This window comes from Saccharopolyspora sp. ID03-671, assembly GCF_045278815.1.
Lineage (GTDB): Bacteria > Actinomycetota > Actinomycetes > Mycobacteriales > Pseudonocardiaceae > Saccharopolyspora > Saccharopolyspora ipomoeae.
The window spans coordinates 3,093,324-3,112,859 of the sequence record NZ_CP134054.1; the positions used below are offsets into that span (position 1 = coordinate 3,093,324).

The window sequence follows — 19,536 nt, forward strand, 5'->3', positions numbered from 1 at the left end:
GGAAGGACTGTGATGACCGAGAGCCTCGAGTCGATGGACTCGTTGACCACGGAGCAGCAGGAACTGGCGGCCGAGCTTGTTGCGAAGGCCCGGGATGAGGGTGTGGAGCTCACCGGCCCGGACGGGTTGCTGACCGGCTTGACCAAGCGCGTGTTGGAGACCGCGCTGGAGGCCGAGCTGTCCGATCACCTGGGATATGACAAGCACGACCCAGCCGGCCGCGACCGGGGCAATTCGCGTAATGGGTCGCGGTCCAAGACGGTGTTGACCGATATCGGACCGGTCGAGGTCGAGGTGCCCCGGGATCGGGAGGGCAGCTTCGAGCCGCAGACGGTGCGCAAGCGGCAGCGCCGCTTGTCAGGTGTGAACGAGATCGTGCTGTCGCTGACGGCGCGCGGGATGACCACCGGTGAGATCTCGTCGCATTTCACCGAGGTCTACGGGGCCCGGATCAGCAAGGACACCATCTCGACGATCACCGATACGGTGCTCGAGGAAATGACCGAATGGTGCAATCGACCGTTGGATCGGGTGTATCCGGTCGTGTTCGTCGATGCTATCGCGGTCAAGGTCCGTGACGGGCAGGTCACCAACAAGCCGGTATATGTCGCGATCGGCGTCACCGTGGATGGCGAGCGTGACATCCTCGGGTTGTGGATCGGGGATGGGCTGAGGGCGCGAAGTTCTGGCTGCAGGTGTTCACCGAACTCAAAAACCGTGGTGTCGAAGACATCTGCATCCTCGTCTGCGACGGGCTCAAGGGCATGGTCGACTCGGTGGCCACCGTGTGGCCGTTGTGCACGGTGCAAACGTGCGTGATCCACCTGATCCGCAACACCTTCCGCTATGCCGCCCGCCAGGACTGGGAGAAACTCAGCCGCGATTTGCGGCCCGTCTACACCGCCCCGACCGAGTCCGCCGCACAAGCACGGTTTGAGGACTTTACTGACAGCTGGGGCCAGAAATACCCGGCGATCGTCACGCTCTGGCAGCGCACCTGGGCCGAATTCGTGCCATTCCTGGACTACGACGCCGAGATCAGAAAGGTGATCTGTTCGACCAACGCCATCGAAAGCCTCAACGCCCGCTACCGCCGGGCGGTGCGAGCCCGCGGCCACTTCCCACACGACCAAGCCGCGATCAAGTGTCTCTACCTCACCACCCGGGCGCTTGACGCCACCGGCAAGGGTCGCGCGAAATGGATCGTGCGCTGGAAACGACCCCTCAACGCCTTCGCCACCACGTTCGAAGGCCGCATCGTCCCCAGCACCACCAACTAACCACCCCAAGACCACTTACACCGAAAACCCGACACTCCCCTTCGCCGTGCACTACTTCGATTCGGCCTTGGTCGAGGACCTCGCGCAGCAGTGGAACCTGCGCGAGATCCACGCCTTCGAGGAAGGCGAACTTCCTCGTCGCCTCTGGCGGGTTACGCAAGTCAAGCCGGGCTGACCCCGCTTCGTGCCGCACCCCTTTGTTTGCCGTGTTCTGGAGGCCGCCTGCCTGCCGTGCCGCCCTAGGCGTCGCGCTGCGATTTTGATTCCGTGGTAGAGCGATGCCTTCCGCAGCCGGTCGTGTGCCCGTGGGCAGTCGTTGTCGAGTCCCGGCTATTCGGGGCCAGTTTCGCCTGGCGTGGGTCTGGTCGAGATTGGTGTTGGCGGCTGTTGCCCTTGGCATAGTGGCGCGGGGTCTGCAGTGACGGCGGGTAGCAGCACGGCTGTTGTGGCGGCGAGCACGAGGATGGGTGCCATGATTGCCGTGCTGACTGGCCAGCGGGCTCCTCGGGCTTTCGTCTGAGGTTCGATGAGACGTCGGACGCGGTCCAAGACGTTCGAGCCGGTGACCGTGAGAGCGGCTTCCGGCTGTGGGCTGGCCGACGAGTGGGGGCCGGCGGCCATTGTGGCCAGTGCGCGGGCAACCAAAGGCCTTCCGTGCCGACGGCCGGCCTGGTCGTCGGCCAACCATTCGACAAGACGCGCTAGCTCGTGCGGGGCGCTACGGAGGAGGGGGATGAACGGGAACGCCGTCGCCAGGATCGTGCCCCATGCCACGAACAGGTGATGTCTGCCTCGCAGGTGGGCGTGCTCGTGGGTGATCACCGCGTCGACTTGCCGCGCAGGTAGCTCCCGCAGCGTGCCCGTGGTGAGTACGATCGCCGAGCGGCGTCCGGGAACGCAGTAGGCGGCCGGGGTGGGGCTGTCCACGATCGAGATCAGCCTGCCACCGCGGTGAACAGTCTGCATGGAACTGGATACGCCGCGCCGGTGTGCCTTCCGTTGCTTGTGGTCGTGGCGAGCCTGCCGATAGGCGACTGTCCCGAGCCGTATCAGGATCGTCAGCGACCCGCACAGGGCGAGGGCGGCGGGGGCGTCGTCCGGATGGTGCACGCCGAGGATCACTTGCAGTGCTCTCAGGCACGCGTGCAGCAGCCCGGCGAGGCCGAGGCCGCCGGAGAGCTGTGCAGTGGCGGCAAGCCCCACGGCCAGCACCGCTACGATCCACGAGGTGGGCAGGGCTGTCCACAGTGCTAGGCCGAATCGCGGTGCGGCGCGTTGCTGATGTGCGCATGCGTGCAGCAGGCGTGGGCCGAGCAGGGCGAATGCCACGGCGTAGGCGGACAGCCCGAGCAACAGCGGAGTCATCGTTCTTCCGGTGGTGTGGCGTCGTCGAGCAGCTCGCGCAGCAATGCGGCTTCTTCGTCGCTGATCTCGTCGACGAATTTGAGGAATGTCGTGCGAGGGCTGTTGCTGGTCGCGAGCGCTTCGCGCATTAGCGAGGCCGCGTGCTCACTCGATTGCACGCGGGGTCGGTAGAACCAGACCCGGCCGAGCTGTTCTCGGTCGAGCCATTGCTTGCGGTGGAGTTTTTCCAGGACGGTGGCCACTGTGGTGTAGGCGAGGCCGCGGTCGCGCAGGTTGTCGAGCACCTGACGCGCGGTCAGTGGGCCGTCGGCATCCCAGAGCAGGGACATGACCGCTGACTCCAGCGGACCGAGATTGCGCATCGAACTGTTCCCCTCTCTTTCGACAGGGTAGGTCACTGCCGTTGTGCGGTGGCCGGGCAGCTGGTGGCGAGGCGTAGCCGAGCGTGCAGCGCGTATCCGAGCAGCGCGAGCGAGCCGATTGCAAGCACCGGCTGCACGGGGCCGAACCAGGTGAGGGCGCCGTTGGTGCCCAGGGCGAGGAGGACCAGTTTGTTGCACGTCGGGCAGCCGACGGCCAGGAAGGACAGCGCGGCCCCGGCGATGCTGCGGCGCTCGCTCTGTGGGTGCCTGGGTGAGGGTTGCGCGTACGTTGCGATCAGGAGTCCGGACAGGACTGCCGAGGTGATCCACGTGGGGTAGGCCCACCACGGTGCGTCGACCATGCGCGTGAAGATCGGGTTCGGAATGAGCGCGGTCACCGTTCCGGTGACTGCTGCCACGGTCACCGCCCCTGTCGTGGCCCATGACCAGTGACGTGCTGTCCAGTTGCGCACTACGCCTCGCCTCCGCGGAGCTGCGTTCAGACCCTATCGACCGGCATCCTACTATCCTCAGTAAGAGCTCTACTATGATGCGTAAGAGATCTACTATCGATCGTAGGATCGCTACTATCGTGGATAGAAGATAGTTCGGGAGTGGGGTTGCGGGATGGCCGCGAAGACAGGAAAGGGCTCGGGCAAGGCGCTGTGGTTCGCCGCGGCGTTGGCGATCGTCGTCATCGCTGCGCTGGCGTGGGGCACGCTCGGCGCCCGCCCGACCGGGTCAGAAGACAATAGGCAAGATCAGGCGGCATCGCAGGGCAGCGGCATGGATCAGCGCCTCAAGGCTCTGCAGCGGCGCCAGCCCGGAGACCCTTTCGCTATGGGGCGCACGGATGCACCGGTCGTGTTGATCAAGTATGAGGATTTCCGCTGCCCGTTCTGCTCGAAGTTCACCGCCGACGTCGAACCGCAGCTGATCGAGCGATACGTCGAGACCGGAGTGCTGCGCATCGAGTGGCGCGACTTCCCGGTCTTCGGTCCGGAGTCGGTGGAGGTGGCCAAGGCCGCTCGCGCCGCGGCGCGCCAAGGCCGGTTCTGGCAGTTCCACGACGTGGCGTACTCGATGGGCAGCGGCACCAAGAAGGCCAGCTTCCCCGAGGAGCGCATCCAGGAGGTCGCGCGACAGGCCGGCGTGCCCGATCTCGCGCGGTTCAACGCCGACCGCGCGGACCCCGCCATCGCTCAGGCGATCCAGGCCGACATGGCCGAGGGTCAGCAACTCGGGGTTTCCAGCACCCCGGCGTTCATCGTCAACACCGAACCGATTCTGGGGGCCCAACCGCTGGAGCGGTTCGTCGCGGTGATCGAGGCGGAACGGGCCAAGTCATGACCATCGGTTACCTGGGGGCTTTCCTCGGTGGCGTGCTGTCGCTGCTGAGCCCGTGCTCGGCGCTGCTCGTTCCGTCCTTCTTCGCCTACGCCTTCGCCGACCGCGTGCGCCTGTTGCTGCGGACCGGCATCTTCTACCTCGGTTTGGCGACGACTCTGGTGCCGATGGGTGTGGCGGCCGGTTCCGTTGGGGCCGTGCTCAACCAGCACCGCAGCGCCGTGGTGTTGGTTGGCGGACTGCTCATGATGGCGCTGGGCGCGGCCCAGATCCTCGGATTCGGGTTCGGTCCGGGTGCTGCGCAACAGCTCAGCGGTCGGCTCCGGATCTCCTCGGTTCTGTCGGTCTACCTGCTGGGCGGTGTGTACGGGCTGGCCGGCTTCTGCGCGGGTCCGCTGCTGGGCAGCGTGCTGACCATGGCGATGACCGGCGCCAGCCCGGCCTACGGCGGGTTGTTGCTGGCGATCTACGCCTTGGGTATGGCGCTGCCGCTGTTCCTGATCGCCGCGCTGTGGGACCGGTTCGACCTGGGCCGACGGCGGTGGCTGCGGGGGCGCCCCGTTCGCCTCGGGCCGCTGGAGGTGCACAGCACCACGCTGATCTCCGGGCTCGTCTTCATCGCGCTGGGTGGGTTGTTCCTGGCAACTGACGGGACCGGATCCCTGGGCGGTCTCATCGGGCTCGATGCCCAGTTCGCCGTGCAGGCACGGGTTCAACAAGCGGCCGAGGCGGTTTCGGACCGAGTGGTGTTGCTGGTCGTGGCCGTCGCCGCGGCGACCGGCCTGGGGTGGGCTTTGATCGCAGCACGCCGCTCGACTCGTGGAACACCCGCGGAGACAACGCGCGCTCCCGCGTCGTCGCCCGCTGAGGATAGCCGGGTGGCCGACACCCCGCAGGACCGATCGAAGGAGTGATGCCGGGACCATGCCGATCAATCGCACGCACGTGCTGCGCAGCGCGCTGGTGGTCACGACAGCCTTGTCCACTGCCTTCATCGGCGGGGTGCCCGCCGCGGCCCAGCCCACGGGCTCCGTCTCCGATGCCGCAAAGCGCTTGCGCGAGCTCTCCCGGCAAGCGGAGGTGCTCACCGAGGACGTTAAGAAGTCCCAGGACGACCACGCCGCGCGCCAGCGGGAACTCGGCGCAGCCACCGCAGCGGCGCACCAGGCCGACCTGGTCGCCGAACGGGCCCGCGGTGAGGAGAAGCGCTTCCGCGGCCAGGTCGACGAGCTCACCGCGGCCTCCTACCGGGGTGCGCGGCTGAACACGCTGTCGACCTTGCTCACCAGCGAATCGCCCCGGTCCTTCCTCGATCGGGCGACTGCGGTGGAGGCGCTGGCCCGGGACAACAACCAGATGGTGCAGGCACTGGCCACCGCTACCCGCAGGGCCGAATCCGCCCAGCAGCGAGCGGCCGACGAGCGGGCACGAGCCGCACGAGCCGAGGCCGACGCAGCTCGATTGCGGCACGACATCGCCATCCGGAAGGAAGCGATGGACGATCAGATCGCCCAGGTCAAGCAGCAGTACAGCCAGCTCAGTTCCGCCGAGCAGGGCGCGTTGTCCGGGGATCGCAGCGACGTCAGTCCCCTCGCCGGGAGTGGGGTGGCGATCGCCGCGGTGAACGCGGCGCTGGGCAAGCAGGGATCGCCCTACGTGTGGGGCGCCAAGGGGCCGGACGAGTTCGACTGCTCTGGCCTGGTGCAGTGGTCCTACCAACAGGCGGGCACGTCCCTGCCATCGTCGACCCGCTCGCAGGTCTCGGCGGGCACGAGCGTTTCCGAGGACGAGCTCAAGCCAGGTGACGTGATCTTCTACTACAGCACGGCCAGCCACAACGGGATCTACATCGGCGGCGGCAAGGTCGTGCACGCACCGACCGAGGGCCAGGACGTCAAGGTCGAGAACTACCAGGACATCGGCGAGGTCCACTCCATCCGTCGGATGGCTGGCTGACCGCCGGCAGCGCAATCCACGGATTCGCACAGCCGCCCGGCACCGGCAGCTGAACGAAGAAAACCCCGACACAGCAAAGGGAAAACATGACTGCTTACCAGGTCGTCTTCCAGGTCCCGAAGGACGGGGCCGAGTTCTACGAGACCGTCGTGCGCAACGTGCGCAACGTCGGCACGGAACTCGATGACGTTGCCATCCGGATCATCGCCCACGGTGACGGGATCGAGTTCGCGACCGGCCGCACGACCGCCAGCTCGGGCGTGCAGGCCGCGATGAAGGCAGGAGTGGAGGTGCTGGCGTGCCAGAATACCTTGCGTCGCAAGGAAATCCCGGAAAGTGAGGTGCTGCCCGGCGTGCAGCTGGTTCGAGCCGGGCTGGCCGAGTTGGTGCGGCTGCAGCACGACGGCTGGGCCTACATCCACCCGTGAGCCCCCGCGCTCGCCCCGCTAGTCCACCACACCGGAAGGAGCGGAATCTGCGATGCCCACCGCACCCACTGGGGCCCGGAGCCGTCCGTGGCTGAGCTACCGGCAGGTGACCATGACTTTGGCCGTCCTGCTGGTCACCGTCCCCGCGATCGTCCTGTTCCCCGGGGCGGACCACCTCGGGGACGGGTTGCGCGCCGGAGTCACCGGCTGGAGCATCCTCGCCTTCGCAGTAGTCGCCGTCGTCGGCGCGGCCCTGAAAGGCATATCCGGGTTCGGCTACTCGCTGCTGGTTACCCCAGTGGCGGCGCTGATCATCGACCCGACCCTGGCCGTGGTCGTGCTGGCCATCCCCCCGCTGATGCTCAACGTCTTCCAGGTCGGTGAAACCGGCACCGGACGCACCTACGTGCGCCAGAACTGGGCTTTGTTCGCCTTCGGGCTGCTCGGCTCCGTGGTGGGGGTCGCCCTGCTGAGCACCAAACCGGACCAGGCGCTGCTGTCGGTGCTGGTTGCGCTCATCCTGCTCGCCCATATCACCTTCCAGCTCACCCGCCGATTCGCCACCACACCACGGGCCGGCCACCCGGCCCTGTTGAGCCTGGTCGGAGCGGTGCAGGGATTCCTGCTCGGGGCCGTGAACCTCGGCCCGGTGCTGCCCGCCTACCTGCAGACCTTCGAACGCAACGCCCAGCGCTACATCGGCGGCATGTCCCTGTTCTTCGCCGTGGTCATCGGCGAGCGCATCGTCCAGATGTGGCTGCAGGGAATCCTCACCGAGTACCGGATCTGGCTGGGATCAACCATCGCGCTCGTCACGCTGCTCGGCCTCGCGATGGGCACGGTCATCCGCCGCCGCTTCGCCATCGACAAGCGCAGGCTGGATGCCATCATCACCGTGCTGCTGCTGGCCACCGCACTGAATCTGCTGTGGAAGGCAGTCCCGCAACTGCTGAGCTGACACCGTTCCTCGCGCGGAAACCCTTCGGGAAAGGAGATCTGCCGATGGATGCTGCGGAGTGGGACGCCCGGTACGCCCAGCACGACCTCGTGTGGGGTGCGGGCCCGAACCGGTCCGTCGCTGCGGAACTAGCAGAGCTAGCGCCCGGTCGAGCCCTCGACGTCGCATGCGGCGAAGGCAGAAACGCGATCTGGCTGGCCAGCCGCGGGTGGCCAGCGGTCGGAGTCGACTTCTCCACCACCGGACTGCAGCGGGCGAGGCGCCTGGCAACCGAAGCCGGCGTCGCCGACCGCACTGAGTTCGTTCACGGTGACGTGGTCAGCGGCCCGCTCCCCGACGGACCCTTCGACGCTATCGTCGTCGCCTACCTGCAGGTGTCAGCCGATCAACGCCGCAAGGCGTTGCAACTCGCCGTGGAGGAGCTCGCACCGGGCGGCACCCTGCTGGTGGTGGCCCACGACAGCACCAACCTCGCCGAGGGCTACGGCGGCCCACAGGACCCAGCGGTGCTGTACACGCCATCGGACGTGGTAGCCGATCTCCGCGGTCTTCCCGGCCTCGGCGTGGAGAAGAACGAACGCGTCCTGCGCCAGGTGCAAAGCCCCGAGGGGGAGCGCACCGCGATCGACGCGCTCGTACGCGTGCACCGAGCCCCTGACGGCCCAGCAGCGTAATGGCGCGTCCTTCGCGTCCCGCGCAGTGCTGCCCTGGGTTCGGCCTCGGCCCCTCGCGGGAGGCGCCACCGCGCCTGCGTTGCGAGCTGCTCGGCGTGCCTGGCGTGCTGATCGGAGCAGCACGCGCTCAACGGCAGTTGAGCCTGCCGTGGCCCGTGGGAAAGCGGGTCGCTCGCCGTCAGACCGCGCCAGCGGCAGCCCAGGTACCCCCTGGGGTATAAAATGAAAGAAAAGGAGGGCGCCGACTGTGTCCAGGCGTACAGTCTCGGCGAATAGGTGATCCGAAGGCGCCCTGTACTGGCTAAATGTAAGGCCGAAGGGTTCTAAGGTGTAACTGAGATCACCGGCGCGAGGGCGTTGATCTGCTTGATACGCCCGGGGGTATCTACTAGTTTCGGTGGTGCGAGATCGGAAGGATCTCGGACACTCCGAACCCCGGCGGGTACTGGCATACGGCGCCGGGGTCCGGGTGTCACTGTCGACGCAACAGGAGGTATCCCTGATGCGCAAGCTCAATCGTGGCATTGCCGCCAGCGTGCTGTCACTGCCCCTCGTCCTTGGTGCGACCGGTGTGGCTGCGGCCGACTCGTTCGAGCAGCACAACGCTGCCGCCGGCCCGGATGGAGCGGCGTCGCAGTCCGTGCAAGCGGGCACCGACGGCTCCGGCAACGCATCCTACGACCAGCAGCAGAGCGTTGCTGGACCGGACGGAGCCGCTTCCCAGAGCACCAGCGCCTCGACCGGTGGCGACGACGATCTGCTGGGGCTGGGCATTCTCGGCCTCTGATCGCGATCGAACACTGTGAACGCGGGGTTCCACCCCGACGGGTGGAACCCCGCATCGATCACGGTTGGGCGATAGCCCGTGCTTACTGTGTACGACTTCCTGAGTCGACTCATCACGGACTCGGGCACCCGAGCGGCATTCGACGCCGACCCGCGCCGATGCCTTGATGAAGCCGGCTTTACGGACCTGCCCATGCCTGAGTTTGTCCACGCCGCGTCGTTCTTGCTCGATTTCGCCCCGGTCGATGTCGTGGACTCGCGCCTGCAAGCACTGGGGCCGCGGGTGAGCACGATCGTCGGGAATTCTGCCGATCACGCGGCGCTGCCGCTTCTCGTGCCCTACCCGAGAAGCGGCCAACACGATACGGAGTTGAACATGCCCACACCCGAAATCTTCTCCTCGCTGGGAGACGTTGACGAGATGCTGCGTCCCGCTGAGGCTAGCAACACCGAAAACTCCTCGACCGAGGATTCGCACAGCCAGGACGTCTCCGGGTCGATGAACCCCATCCTCTCCGGTAACGAACTGCAGTTTGACCACCTCGTCGGTGACCTCAACACCGCCGGGGTGGCCGGTGATCTGAACGGAGCCAGCCAGTCCGGAGACGTCAACGCGGGGAACGTGGCTGGCAACGGCGTTTCCGACGTGGTCGGGGGTGTGCACGACCCTGTCGGTGCCGACCTCGATCAGGTGGGTGGCCTCAGCGAGGTGACCGACCTCGGCGACGTTGCCCCGGAGATCAGCGGAGCGGACCCGCTGGGCGGCGCGCACCTTTCCCCAGACACTGGAGCGACCGCGCCGATCGCGGGAGCGGAGGACCCATTGGGTGCCGAGGAGACCTCGGGTCCGTTGGCAGACCTGGGCGATCTCGGCTTGTGACCGCAGCCGTCATCGGCTAACTGAACGGTCGGCCGCGAGCGGGGTGGGCAGCCCAGCCTGCTACCGCTCGCGGCGGCTGGGTCGGTCGCATTCGGCTCCGTCGAACTGATTTTGCCGCCTCCGCAGGGCACACGCCTGTGTGGATCGGGTGTCGCGGCGAGCTGTGCCGGGCCGGGAGGCGACGTCGCCGGCCTTGCGGGCTGGAGCGGGAAGTCGGTCAGCCGGTCTCGCAGCGCTCCATGCTGCTGGAACGCCCCCTAACCTATTGGAATACCCAGGGGGGTTTGTTAGTTTGAGGCGAGAGAAGGGAGATGGTCGTGGTGGAGATGAAGCCGGAAATGGTGGGTGACGCCTTGACGCGGTTGCGCCGGGCCCGGGGCCAGTTGAGCGGTGTGATCGAGGCCATGGAGGAAGGGCGGGACTGCGCGGAGGTGCTGACCCAGCTGGCTGCGGTTTCGCGTGCTCTGGACCGTGCTGGGTTCAAGATCGTGGCGAGTGGCATGAGGCACTGCCAGGAGGCTCGCGAGGACGGTGATGAGCCGCCGATGACCGAGCAGGAGCTGGAGCGGTTGTTCCTCGCGCTCGCTTGAGCGCGGGTGCGGCAGTGTCGTTTTTCCGCGGTGCGGCATCGTGTACCTGGTGGATACCCCCGTGGGTTTAGGAGGATTTCATTGTCTGAGCAGACGCCGGAAGTCGGTGTGGATGTCTTTGCGGGCACATGGCGGCGGGGTACCCGGTTGGTCGATGTGCGTGAGCCGGAGGAGTACGCCGCGGGTCACGTGCCGGGCGCGGTGAACGTGCCGTTGGCCGACGTGCTGGCCGCGCCGGAGCGGTTCGCGGGTGAGGAGTGCTACGTCATCTGTCGTTCGGGAGGCCGGAGCTTGAAGGCGGCCGAGGCGATGAACGCCGCCGGTGGGCGAGTGGTCTCGGTGTCCGGTGGGACATCCGGGTGGATCGAAGCAGGACACGAGGTTGAAGGGAGTGCGCAGTGATGACCGCGATGGACGTGGTGAAGCAGGAGGACCGGCTGGCAGGTGGTCTGGCGGTCGAGGTGATCGAGACCTCGTCGTTGGGCGATCGCAGCTACCTGGCCACCGATGGTGAAGTGGCCGTGGTGGTCGATCCGCAGCGGGACGTGGACCGCGTGATCGCCGCCGCCGGAAGGTTGGGCGTGCGGATCGCTCTGGTGCTCGATACGCACGTGCACAACGACTACGTCTCCGGTGGCCTGGAACTGGCTCGTCTGACCGGTGCCGACTACGGGTTGGCCGCTGCCGATGAGGTGCCGTTCGACCGGCGCCCGCTTGCCGATGGCGAGGCGGTGGAGCTCTCGCCGCGGATGCAGGTGCGGGCGGTGGCCACCCCGGGGCACACGTACCACCACCTTTCCTACGTGCTGGAGGGCACCGACGGCCCGGTGGGCGTGTTCACCGGCGGGTCGCTGCTGTTCGGCACGACCGGCCGCACCGACCTGCTGGGCCAGGAGCACAGCGAGGAACTGGCCCGTTACCAGCACGCCTCGGCGCACAAACTGGCCTCGATCCTGCCGGATGGCGCGCAGATCTGGCCGACCCACGGGTTCGGGAGCTTCTGCTCGGCCACGCAGGCCTCCGGCGACTCGGCCACGGTGGGAGAGCAGAAGCGGAGCAACCCGGCGTTGACGTTGGCCGAGGGCGACTTCGTCGAGCAGACCCTGGCGGGCCTGGACGCCTACCCGGCCTACTACGCGCACATGGGCGTGCAGAACACCACCGGCCCCGAGCCGTTGGATCTGCGCGAGCCGGTCCGCGCCGAACCCGAGGAGTTGCGGCGCCGCCTGGAGCACGGGGAATGGGTGGTGGACCTCCGCTCCCGCAAGGCCTACGTGGTCTCGCACCTGGCGGGAACGGTCGGCCTCGGATTGGACGGTCCGATGGTGACCTGGCTCGGCTGGATGATCGACTGGGGCGCCCCGATTACGCTGCTGGGCGAGTCCCGCGAGCAGGTCGGCCGGGCGCAGCGCGAGCTCGCCCGCATCGGCATCGACAAGTTCGCCGCGGCCGCCGTGGGCACCCCGGACGAGTTGGCCGCCGACTCCGGCCAGCTGCGCAGCACGCCGACCGCGACCTTCGCCGACCTCGCATCGGCGTGGGGCGGTAGCTCCAACGGGCTCCCGGTGCCGGAGGTGGTGCTGGACGTGCGGACCAACAACGAGTTCGCCGCTTCCCACGTGGCCGGTGCGGTGCACGTTCCGCTCTACGAGCTCAAGGATCGGTTGGACGAGGTTCCGGCGGGTGCGGTGTGGGTGCACTGCGGCAGCGGTTACCGCGCCACGGCGGCAGCTTCACTGCTGGAAGCGGCAGACCGCACGGTCGTGCTCATCGACGACATGTTCGGCGTCGCCGAAGAGGCTGGCGTGCCGATGACCGACGGAACCTGACAGCTACCACGGACACGAACGCGGAGGTATCCGAAGAATGCCCCAAGCATTGCCCAAGACCGTCGACACCGCACAGGTCCGCGAATTACGCGAAGCCGATCCCCAGATCCGTCTGATCGACGTGCGCGCGCCCGGGGAGTTCACGTCTTCACACATCCCGGGCTCCTACAACGTCCCCCTGGACCTGCTGCGGGAACACCGCGAGGAGCTCACCGCGCAGCACGGCGACCCGGTGGTGCTGGTGTGCGCCTCGGGTGGTCGTGCCGAGCAGGCCCGCACCCTGCTGGAGAGCGCCGGGCTGGACCGGCTCAGCGTGCTGCGCGGCGGGATCACCGGCTGGGAGCAGGATGGTGGCGAGCTCAACCGGGGGCGCGGCACCTGGGCCATGGAGCGGCAGGTGCGGCTGGCCGCCGGGCTGCTCGTGCTCGGCGGCGTCGTGGCCAGCACCGCCTACGAACCGCTGAAGTGGATCGCGGGATTCGTCGGCGCGGGTCTGACCTTCGCCGCGTTGAGCAACACCTGCGCCATGTCCCGCGTGCTCGGCCTGCTGCCCCACAACCGCACCTCCACCACGGACGGTCGAGCCCTTCTCGACGCCCTTACCGACGGAAAGACTCCCAAGAGGCAGTAATAGGCCTCGCGAGCACGTGCACGGCTGGCGGTAGCGGCGAGTCCGCTGCCGGGATAGGTGGTTCCGTTGTTGTTGGCAGTGGTGTTCGGCGCCGTGATCGGGTTGGCGCTGGGACTTCTCGGTGCCGGCGGGTCGATCCTTGCCGTGCCAGCTTTGGTCTACGGCGTCGGGCAACCCCTGCAGACGGCGATCCCCACCTCGCTGGCCGTGGTCGCGGTGTCCTCGCTGGGCGCCCTGCTGCCGCGCGAGCGACGCACCGCGGTGCGGTGGCCGGTGGCGCTGGTCTTCGGCGCGGCCGGCATCCCCGCGGCCTTCGGCGGAGCCGCACTCGGCAAGCTCGTCCCGCAGCGCTGGCTGCTGCTGGCCTTCGCCGTGCTCATGGTCATCGTCGCGGTGCGCATGCTGCGCGGCGGGGAAAACCACACCGGCGCCTGCCGCACCCAGCAGGGCGGGATCAACTGGCGCACCTGCCTGCCCAAATCCGTGCTCTCCGGTGCGACCGTCGGCGTGCTCACCGGGCTGTTCGGCGTCGGCGGCGGCTTCATCATCGTCCCCGCCCTGGCCCTGCTGCTGGGCTTGGGAGCGCAGCAAGCGATCGCGACCTCCCTGGTGATCGTCTTGATCAACTCCGTGGCCGGGCTCGCCGCGCACGCCGGAACGGCCGGCAGCATCGATTACCGGGTGCTGCTGCTGTTCGCCGGAGCGGCCCTGGTGGTCTCGGTCGTGGCGGCGGGTTGGGCCACGAAGCTGGACGCGTCCACCGTGCGCCGCTGGTTCGCCTTCGTCGTCCTGGCCGTCGCGGTCTTCGTCGCCGTGGCCGCCGTCGTCAACCCCTCGGCACTGGGATGAGAGCCGCCCAGGCCGAATCAACTCTCTCAAGGAAGAGAAACGAAGGGTGGAACATGTGTCGTCGCGTTGAGTGCCGCAAGTGCGGCAAACCGACCTACGCAGGGTGCGGTCAGCACGTGGAACAGGTGCTCGCGGGAGTACCGAAATCCCAACGCTGCGACTGCGCCCCGAGCGCCCAGCACGGAGGCCTCAGTGGGTTCCTGCGGAAGCTCGTCGGCCGCGATTGACCGAAAAGCCAAGAAGGCTAAGGAATGATGCACCTGAAGGCACTTCGGCTCAACCACCGGGTTTTCGCGATACTTCTGACGAGTTCGCTGTTGATCGCAGGTTCAGCCGAGACCTCGTAGACGAGAACAGCCGCCCACCGAGCGCGGACAGAGCCTCGCCTGCCGAAGTGCAGACCAAGGTCAACTTGATCTCGCACGACGAATGCTTTCACGAAGAGCCGGAAGCCGTGTACCAACGCTGCGGCGGGCGATACATGACCGAGATCCGCAATCTCGGCCTAACCGCGCAGTAGTACGCCACGACGCATACACCCGAAGCTGACCGCGCTAACCGTGCCGTCGGCGCTATCGAAAACGCCCCAGCGTCTTTAACAGCTGCGGCGGACTTACACTGAGCCGCCTCGATTCGGTCCGGCTGCTGGCAGTAGACTCGGGGTCTCGTGCCCGAGCCGTTCGGCGAGCCAGCGTGCGGTGTCGATCGTCGCCTCGAGTCCGACTCCGGTGTGCACTCGCATCCGGTCGAGTGCGTATAGCAGGTCTTCGGTGGCGTTGGGCGCGAACGGGCACCCGCCGATGCCACCGATGCTCGCGTCCAATGTGTCCACTCCGTGTTGGATGGCGGCGATCGCGTTGGCATAGCCGGTATTGCGCGTGTTGTGGAAGTGGCAGCGTGTCGGAACTCCGGGTGCGCGTTCGGCCAGCCCGGCCAGTAAGGTCGCTGCCTGGTCGGGGGTGCCGACGCCGATGGTGTCGGCGATGGCGATCTCGTCCGGGCCGGCAGCGGCTGCCCGCGCGGCGATGTCGAGCACCGTTTCGGGGGCCACGTCACCCTCGAACGGGCAACCGAACGCGGCGGCGATGGTGACCGTGCTGCGGATCCCGGCCGCCCGGGCGTCGGCGGCGATCCCAGTCCAGTTCTCCAGGCTCTCCTCGATGCCGCTTCCCTGGTTGCGGCGGCTGAACGTCTCGGTCGCCACGACGACCGCGTTCACCTCGTCGACCCCGGCTGCCAGCGCGCGCCGCATACCCTGCGGGTTGAGTACCAGGCCGGTGTAGGACACGCCCTCGGTGCGTGGCACCGCCGCCATCACCGCCTCGGCGTCCGCCATTTGGCGGCAACGGCGTGGACGTGTCCTACTGGTTCGGTGAAGCTGGCACCATCGCCATCCACGATGACCGCTGGCTCACCTACCCGTGGGGCGTCAACGGCGGCGAACCGTGCACCCGTAGCCGCAAGTGGATCGAACGCGCGAACGGTATCACCGAGGTGCTGCCCAGCAACTGCCACGACGTTCCGGTCGCACCAGGAGACGTACTGCACTTCGTGACCTGGGGCGGGGCTGGGGCGACCCGCTCGCCCGGGCCCCGGAGCTGGTGGCGCTCGAGGGCACCCGCGGCCTGGTGTCCCTGCAAGGCGCCGAATCCGGCTTCGGCGTGGTCTACGACGAAGACGAAACCGGCACCGTGGATACCGCCGCGACCGAGCGGCGTCGCGAGCAGCGGTGCGCCCACCGCGCGGAACGGTCGGTGTTCAACATGGGCCCGCCGATGGCGGAGATCGTGCGCGACTGCGAGACGCAGACGGGCCTGCCGACCCCACTGGCACCCGGGACGTCGCCAGCATGAGTGAGCTCTACGACGACTACCGCACACACGGGTTTAGCCGGTGAGCTGGGGTTCGGCCGCCCGTCGGTGGTCCTGGTGGTGGACGTGTGCTTGGCATACCTCGACGATTACTCGCCGTTGCGCGCACCGGTGGAGGACGCTGTCGAGGCATCCGCCCGCCTGGTCGATGCCGCTCGCCAGGACTTGATCCCGATGCTGTTCACCCGTGTCCAGTTCCAGCACGGCGGCGCCGACAGTGGGTTGTTTTTCCAGGGCGCCGGTCTTTGGTGGGCCTTGAACGATACGGTTCGGGCTCAGGTCATTCACGAGTGGTAGCTGGCCGGGAGTGGTGTGGGTGGGTGGTGGTGGAACGAATCCCGCCGTGAACGTCCTGCACGGTGCGGGTGATGTCCTGGTGATGGGTGAGCAGATCGCGGATCACCGGCATGTCGCGCATCATGTCGCCGTCCCCGTTGGGGCTCGTCATCCAGTTCGGCATGTGTCCTTGCGACATCCCCTCCGGTGGGCGCGTGCTAGTGGGGGGTTGCGTCTGCTGGCACGCTGCCGTAGCCAGAGTGGCCAGCGGGGTGGCGCTGACGACGAGGGCGAGAAATCGGCGCCGCGGGCATCCCTGCATATCGCTGCTCCTCTGCTGCCTATCGGCTGGGTCTAGCGTTGGGAAAGGTCGTTGAGGCGCCGCTGGTATTCCTCGTGGTCGATCTCGCCGGCAGCGTAGCGGCGTCGCAGGATCTCCTCGGGCGTGTCCTGGCCAGTCGTTCTGCCGGGCTGCCCCAGGCGTCGAGCGAGCAAGATGCTGCCAAGGACGGCCAGGGTGAGCAGCGCCAAGATGACCACACCCCACAGCAGCATCATTCCGGCGCCCATGCCCGGCATCGGACCCATCATGGTGTCCTCCTCTGTCTCGCCTCTGGAGCGTCGGGTGTGGTTAGCCGGCCAAGGCCTCGAGAGCGGCTTGGATGCGGCGACCGGCGTCGTCGGCCACGGGCCGCAACTCGTCGCGTTCGGGGACGGCAACCATCACCTGCGGATCAAGGGCTTGAACCAAAGTGGTGTTCTCATCGGCGGCGCGGACGACGACGTTGCAGGGCAGCAGCAGTCCGATCTCGCGGTCGATGTCGAGGGCTTGATGGGCCAGCTCGGGGTTGCAAGCGCCGAGGATGACATAGGGCTCCATGTCGGCATCGAGCTTGGATTTCAGGGTTGCTTGCACGTCGATCTCGGTCAGCGTGCCGAACCCCTGGGTTTGAAATGCGTCCTTGACGCGGGGCACGGCCTGCTCGTAGGGCAGGGCGAGGGTGATCGTGCGCGCGTAGTCCACAGGGGGCCTCCTTCCGGCATGGGCAGGCAAGTTGGCTTGTTTCGCGGCGGTCCTGCCACCGGCGACGGCCACGGGTTTGCCGTCGGGAACTCGTCGAGGCGCTCGGGCAGTTCGCCTCCGGCGATGGAGGCGGCCCCGCGCACGTTTCCACCGGCCCATTCGCCGGCTGGCACACGTCCAGCAGCTCGGCCTCGACGCAGTCCGAGCCTTGTTTGAGGGTGGCTACCGAGGCCCACCATCAGTGGTCAGCACTAGGCAGCATAGTCCTCATCGCGGCGCAGCACCCGCTGACAGAACCGCTCGCGGATACTGATGGCCCACCGTTTCCACGTCCTCGACGATCCGATGAGGACCACGGGTGGACCATGTCGTTGCGCCTGCAGTACGGGCTGTCAGGATGTGATCTGGTCGAACAGCTTCTCCAACAGCGTGTCCATGGCCTGACCCAGCTGCTCGGTCACCGGATCCCCCAGCTGCTTCAGCAGTGCGGGGTCCATGGCGGCGACCACACAGCCCCCGTCCTGCTCGTAGATAATGAGATTGGCGGGCAACAGCGTCCCGATGTGGGGGTCGCTGCTCATGGCCTCGTAGGCCATGGAGGGCTGACCGATCATCAAGATGATGTAGCTTCGGAAGTCCTTGTCGAGCAGGTTCCGAAACGAGTCGGTGACGTTTACCTCGGCGGGGATCACGAACCCCTCGCTGTCGAGAACTTGCCGTACTCTGTGGACGGTCGTGTCGAAATCGGCATCGGCGTACTTGTGCCGGGAGTAAGCCATGGTGGCCTCCGGGAAACGGCTGTATCAAGGTCTTTTGGTGAGGGAGGGCCGATCCGTTGCCACGAGGCCGACTGCGTTGAGGAGTGGCTGCATCGGGCATTCTCGGCGTGCACGCTGACGCAGCAGTGCCGTCTCCGTGGATCTCACCGTCAACGTTATGGTCCCGCAGAATGCTTCCGGCGTGCCAGTGCCGTTGTTGGCTCGACCACGGGGACGTCGGGAACGATCAGGGCTCCTCGTTCCGCGTTCACTCCTCCTGGCTGGTGGGGAGGTTGGCCTGTTTCCAGGCGGTCATGCCGCCGAGGACGTTGCGCACGTCGGTGTGCCCGTGACGTTTCAGCAGGCTGGTGGCCACCGAGGAGCGGTAGCCGCTGCCGCAGGTCACCGCCACGGGTTTGCCGTCGGGGACCTCGTCGAGCCGCTCGGGCAGTTCGGCGCCGGTGATGTAGGTGGCCCCGGGCACGTGCCCGCCAGCCCACTCACTCGGCTGGCGCACGTCCAGCAGCTCCACCTCGCCACGGTCGACTTCGTCGTTGAGCTCGTGAACGGTGATCTGAGGTGTCTCCTCGAGGGGTTTGGCGGCGGTGCGCCAGGCGCTCATCCCGCCACGCAACCATCCCACCGGGGACGGGTAGCCGATGCGCAGCAACTGCCACGTGGCCTCCCACAGCTCTCCTGGTTGGTTGAGGACGAGTAGCACCTGCGTGTCGGCGGGCAGTACCGTGCCGGCCCAGGTGGGAAATGACGCGCCGAGACCGACGTTGAGGGCACTGGGGATATGCCCGCCGCCGAAGGCCTCCGGGGAACGGGCATCCAACACGATCGTGCCGGCTTCGCGATGGTGTTCGAACTCGGCCACGGTCAACGCCGGCGGCTCGGCCAGCACCCCGAGTGGCTGAACACCGGTCATGTTGCGGCTTCGCATGCGCCGCCAGTACGGCGGCACCGCGGGCAGGTTGTCCAACCGGATGCATTCGCGGACGAAGCCGTCGGTGTCGTCCACCTCAGCCAGGACCGCGTTCGACCGGCGCTCGTAGCCCAGGGTGGTCGACAGGCGGCTGCCGATGCTGCCACCGCACAGCGAGCCCGCCACGTGCGTGGGAAACACCTGCACGTGGTCGGGCAGCGGCAGCAGCTTTTGCTGGATCGTCTCGCAAAACACCCGCGCGGCTTCGCGGGCTTTGTCCTCGCCTCCGAGCAGGTCAGGCCGGGCCAGGTCTCCGACCAGCAGTGCTCCTCCGGACAGCAGCAGCGCCGGATGGTCGGCGCTCATGGCACGGTCGTAGATCAGCAGGCTGATGTGCTCCGGGGTGTGCCCGGGCGTCTGCAGCACTTCGAGCCCGACATCGCCGATCTCGACGACCTGCCCATCGGTGATCGGCTGGTGCGCGTAGCCGGACTCGCCGGCCGCCGACCCCCACACCTGGGCACCGGTGCGCTCGGTGAGCTCGGTCAACCCCGAAAGGTAGTCGTTGTGGCCGTGCGAATCGGCCACGTAGGCGATGCGCATGCCATGGGTCCGCGCTGTCTCGGTGTAGACGTCCACATCGCGGCGCGGGTCGAACACCAGTGCCTGCCCGGTTTTCTCGTCGGCGACGAGATAGGACGCATGCCCCAGCGACTCCAGGTAGAACTGCTGAAACAGCACGGT

Annotated in this window: 26 protein-coding genes and 2 pseudogenes; 19 read left to right on the forward strand and 9 right to left on the reverse strand. The window is 67.3% G+C overall.

Annotated elements, in window-relative coordinates; translation table 11 throughout:
• Nucleotides 1–12 precede the first annotated feature (12 nt).
• Together REH65_RS13995 and REH65_RS14000 are read left to right on the forward strand one after the other, a co-directional pair.
• Nucleotides 13–1,280 (forward strand): annotated as a pseudogene (locus REH65_RS13995) (IS256 family transposase).
• Nucleotides 1,281–1,326: 46 nt separating this feature from the next.
• Nucleotides 1,327–1,455, forward strand: coding sequence for a hypothetical protein (locus REH65_RS14000; RefSeq protein ID WP_406692737.1), 129 nt, complete (start codon nucleotides 1,327–1,329; stop codon nucleotides 1,453–1,455).
• A gap of 155 nt (nucleotides 1,456–1,610) precedes the next feature.
• On the opposite strand, the gene REH65_RS14005 is transcribed toward REH65_RS14000, so the two are convergent.
• Genes REH65_RS14005 through REH65_RS14015 form a run of 3 tightly spaced genes read right to left on the reverse strand, consistent with a single transcriptional unit; the run spans nucleotide 1,611 to nucleotide 3,432 of the window.
• A complete protein-coding gene (locus tag REH65_RS14005; RefSeq protein WP_406692738.1) occupies nucleotides 1,611–2,645 on the reverse strand; it encodes a M56 family metallopeptidase in 1,035 nt (344 codons plus the stop codon).
• Entirely contained in the window at nucleotides 2,642–3,007 is a 366-nt protein-coding gene (locus REH65_RS14010) for a BlaI/MecI/CopY family transcriptional regulator (protein WP_406692739.1), read from the reverse strand. Before REH65_RS14010 ends, REH65_RS14005 begins: the two co-directional genes overlap by 4 nt.
• A 32-nt stretch (nucleotides 3,008–3,039) precedes the next feature.
• Complete coding sequence (locus REH65_RS14015) at nucleotides 3,040–3,432, reverse strand: hypothetical protein (RefSeq protein ID WP_406692740.1); 393 nt, start codon at nucleotides 3,430–3,432, stop codon at nucleotides 3,040–3,042.
• 202 nt (nucleotides 3,433–3,634) lie between these two features.
• On the opposite strand from REH65_RS14015, the gene REH65_RS14020 reads away from it, so the two are divergent.
• The 14 genes from REH65_RS14020 (at nucleotide 3,635) to REH65_RS14085 (ending at nucleotide 14,455) form a co-directional block, all read left to right on the forward strand.
• On the forward strand, nucleotides 3,635–4,357 hold the full coding sequence (locus REH65_RS14020) for a DsbA family protein (protein WP_406692741.1): 723 nt from the start codon (nucleotides 3,635–3,637) through the stop codon (nucleotides 4,355–4,357).
• A complete protein-coding gene (locus REH65_RS14025) occupies nucleotides 4,354–5,268 on the forward strand; it encodes a cytochrome c biogenesis CcdA family protein (protein WP_406692742.1) in 915 nt (304 codons plus the stop codon). The genes REH65_RS14020 and REH65_RS14025 overlap by 4 nt, the downstream gene beginning before the upstream one ends.
• Before the next feature lie 10 nt (nucleotides 5,269–5,278).
• Nucleotides 5,279–6,310 carry an NlpC/P60 family protein gene (locus REH65_RS14030; protein ID WP_406692743.1) on the forward strand — a complete coding sequence of 344 codons (1,032 nt, stop codon included), beginning with the start codon at nucleotides 5,279–5,281 and terminating at the stop codon, nucleotides 6,308–6,310.
• A gap of 86 nt (nucleotides 6,311–6,396) precedes the next feature.
• Complete coding sequence (locus REH65_RS14035; protein ID WP_406692744.1) at nucleotides 6,397–6,738, forward strand: DsrE family protein; 342 nt, start codon at nucleotides 6,397–6,399, stop codon at nucleotides 6,736–6,738.
• Between the two features lie 52 nt (nucleotides 6,739–6,790).
• Entirely contained in the window at nucleotides 6,791–7,696 is a 906-nt protein-coding gene (locus REH65_RS14040; RefSeq protein WP_406692745.1) for a sulfite exporter TauE/SafE family protein, read from the forward strand.
• A gap of 44 nt (nucleotides 7,697–7,740) precedes the next feature.
• Nucleotides 7,741–8,370 carry an SAM-dependent methyltransferase gene (locus tag REH65_RS14045; protein ID WP_406692746.1) on the forward strand — a complete coding sequence of 210 codons (630 nt, stop codon included), beginning with the start codon at nucleotides 7,741–7,743 and terminating at the stop codon, nucleotides 8,368–8,370.
• A 502-nt stretch (nucleotides 8,371–8,872) separates the two neighbouring features.
• A complete protein-coding gene (locus tag REH65_RS14050; RefSeq protein ID WP_406692747.1) occupies nucleotides 8,873–9,157 on the forward strand; it encodes a hypothetical protein in 285 nt (94 codons plus the stop codon).
• Nucleotides 9,158–9,244: 87 nt separating this feature from the next.
• Entirely contained in the window at nucleotides 9,245–10,036 is a 792-nt protein-coding gene (locus REH65_RS14055) for a hypothetical protein (RefSeq protein WP_406692748.1), read from the forward strand.
• 326 nt (nucleotides 10,037–10,362) lie between these two features.
• Nucleotides 10,363–10,626, forward strand: a complete 264-nt coding sequence (locus REH65_RS14060; protein WP_338156785.1) for a metal-sensitive transcriptional regulator — start codon at nucleotides 10,363–10,365, stop codon at nucleotides 10,624–10,626.
• A gap of 81 nt (nucleotides 10,627–10,707) precedes the next feature.
• Entirely contained in the window at nucleotides 10,708–11,028 is a 321-nt protein-coding gene (locus REH65_RS14065; RefSeq protein WP_406692749.1) for a rhodanese-like domain-containing protein, read from the forward strand.
• Nucleotides 11,028–12,455 carry a rhodanese-like domain-containing protein gene (locus REH65_RS14070; RefSeq protein ID WP_406692750.1) on the forward strand — a complete coding sequence of 476 codons (1,428 nt, stop codon included), beginning with the start codon at nucleotides 11,028–11,030 and terminating at the stop codon, nucleotides 12,453–12,455. Before REH65_RS14065 ends, REH65_RS14070 begins: the two co-directional genes overlap by 1 nt.
• A gap of 37 nt (nucleotides 12,456–12,492) precedes the next feature.
• The gene (locus REH65_RS14075) at nucleotides 12,493–13,086 is read left to right on the forward strand and encodes a rhodanese-like domain-containing protein (protein WP_406692751.1); all 594 of its coding nucleotides are present in this window, start codon (nucleotides 12,493–12,495) and stop codon (nucleotides 13,084–13,086) included.
• Between the two features lie 66 nt (nucleotides 13,087–13,152).
• Nucleotides 13,153–13,935, forward strand: a complete 783-nt coding sequence (locus tag REH65_RS14080) for a sulfite exporter TauE/SafE family protein (protein ID WP_406692752.1) — start codon at nucleotides 13,153–13,155, stop codon at nucleotides 13,933–13,935.
• A 394-nt stretch (nucleotides 13,936–14,329) separates the two neighbouring features.
• Complete coding sequence (locus REH65_RS14085) at nucleotides 14,330–14,455, forward strand: hypothetical protein (protein WP_406692753.1); 126 nt, start codon at nucleotides 14,330–14,332, stop codon at nucleotides 14,453–14,455.
• A 93-nt stretch (nucleotides 14,456–14,548) separates the two neighbouring features.
• Here REH65_RS14085 and REH65_RS14090 read toward each other — a convergent pair whose 3' ends face one another.
• On the reverse strand, nucleotides 14,549–15,271 hold the full coding sequence (locus REH65_RS14090; RefSeq protein ID WP_406692754.1) for a hydroxymethylglutaryl-CoA lyase: 723 nt from the start codon (nucleotides 15,269–15,271) through the stop codon (nucleotides 14,549–14,551).
• A 20-nt stretch (nucleotides 15,272–15,291) separates the two neighbouring features.
• Here REH65_RS14090 and REH65_RS14095 point away from each other — a divergent pair.
• The 3 genes and pseudogenes from REH65_RS14095 to REH65_RS14105 form a co-directional block, all read left to right on the forward strand.
• Nucleotides 15,292–15,447: pseudogene (locus tag REH65_RS14095) on the forward strand (hypothetical protein); the annotation flags it as partial.
• Between the two features lie 89 nt (nucleotides 15,448–15,536).
• Entirely contained in the window at nucleotides 15,537–15,788 is a 252-nt protein-coding gene (locus REH65_RS14100; RefSeq protein WP_406693304.1) for a hypothetical protein, read from the forward strand.
• A complete protein-coding gene (locus REH65_RS14105; protein WP_406692755.1) occupies nucleotides 15,789–16,103 on the forward strand; it encodes a hypothetical protein in 315 nt (104 codons plus the stop codon). It begins immediately after the preceding gene.
• Here the strand turns inward: REH65_RS14105 and REH65_RS14110 are convergent.
• The 5 genes from REH65_RS14110 to REH65_RS14130 form a co-directional block, all read right to left on the reverse strand.
• Nucleotides 16,087–16,227, reverse strand: coding sequence for a hypothetical protein (locus REH65_RS14110; protein WP_406692756.1), 141 nt, complete (start codon nucleotides 16,225–16,227; stop codon nucleotides 16,087–16,089). The genes REH65_RS14105 and REH65_RS14110 overlap by 17 nt on opposite strands.
• A gap of 209 nt (nucleotides 16,228–16,436) precedes the next feature.
• On the reverse strand, nucleotides 16,437–16,673 hold the full coding sequence (locus tag REH65_RS14115; protein WP_406692757.1) for an SHOCT domain-containing protein: 237 nt from the start codon (nucleotides 16,671–16,673) through the stop codon (nucleotides 16,437–16,439).
• Nucleotides 16,674–16,713: 40 nt separating this feature from the next.
• On the reverse strand, nucleotides 16,714–17,106 hold the full coding sequence (locus tag REH65_RS14120) for a DUF302 domain-containing protein (RefSeq protein WP_406692758.1): 393 nt from the start codon (nucleotides 17,104–17,106) through the stop codon (nucleotides 16,714–16,716).
• A gap of 392 nt (nucleotides 17,107–17,498) precedes the next feature.
• A complete protein-coding gene (locus REH65_RS14125; protein WP_406692759.1) occupies nucleotides 17,499–17,885 on the reverse strand; it encodes a DUF302 domain-containing protein in 387 nt (128 codons plus the stop codon).
• Between the two features lie 247 nt (nucleotides 17,886–18,132).
• On the reverse strand, nucleotides 18,133–19,533 hold the full coding sequence (locus REH65_RS14130; protein ID WP_406692760.1) for a rhodanese-like domain-containing protein: 1,401 nt from the start codon (nucleotides 19,531–19,533) through the stop codon (nucleotides 18,133–18,135).
• Between the last annotated feature and the right edge of the window lie 3 nt (nucleotides 19,534–19,536).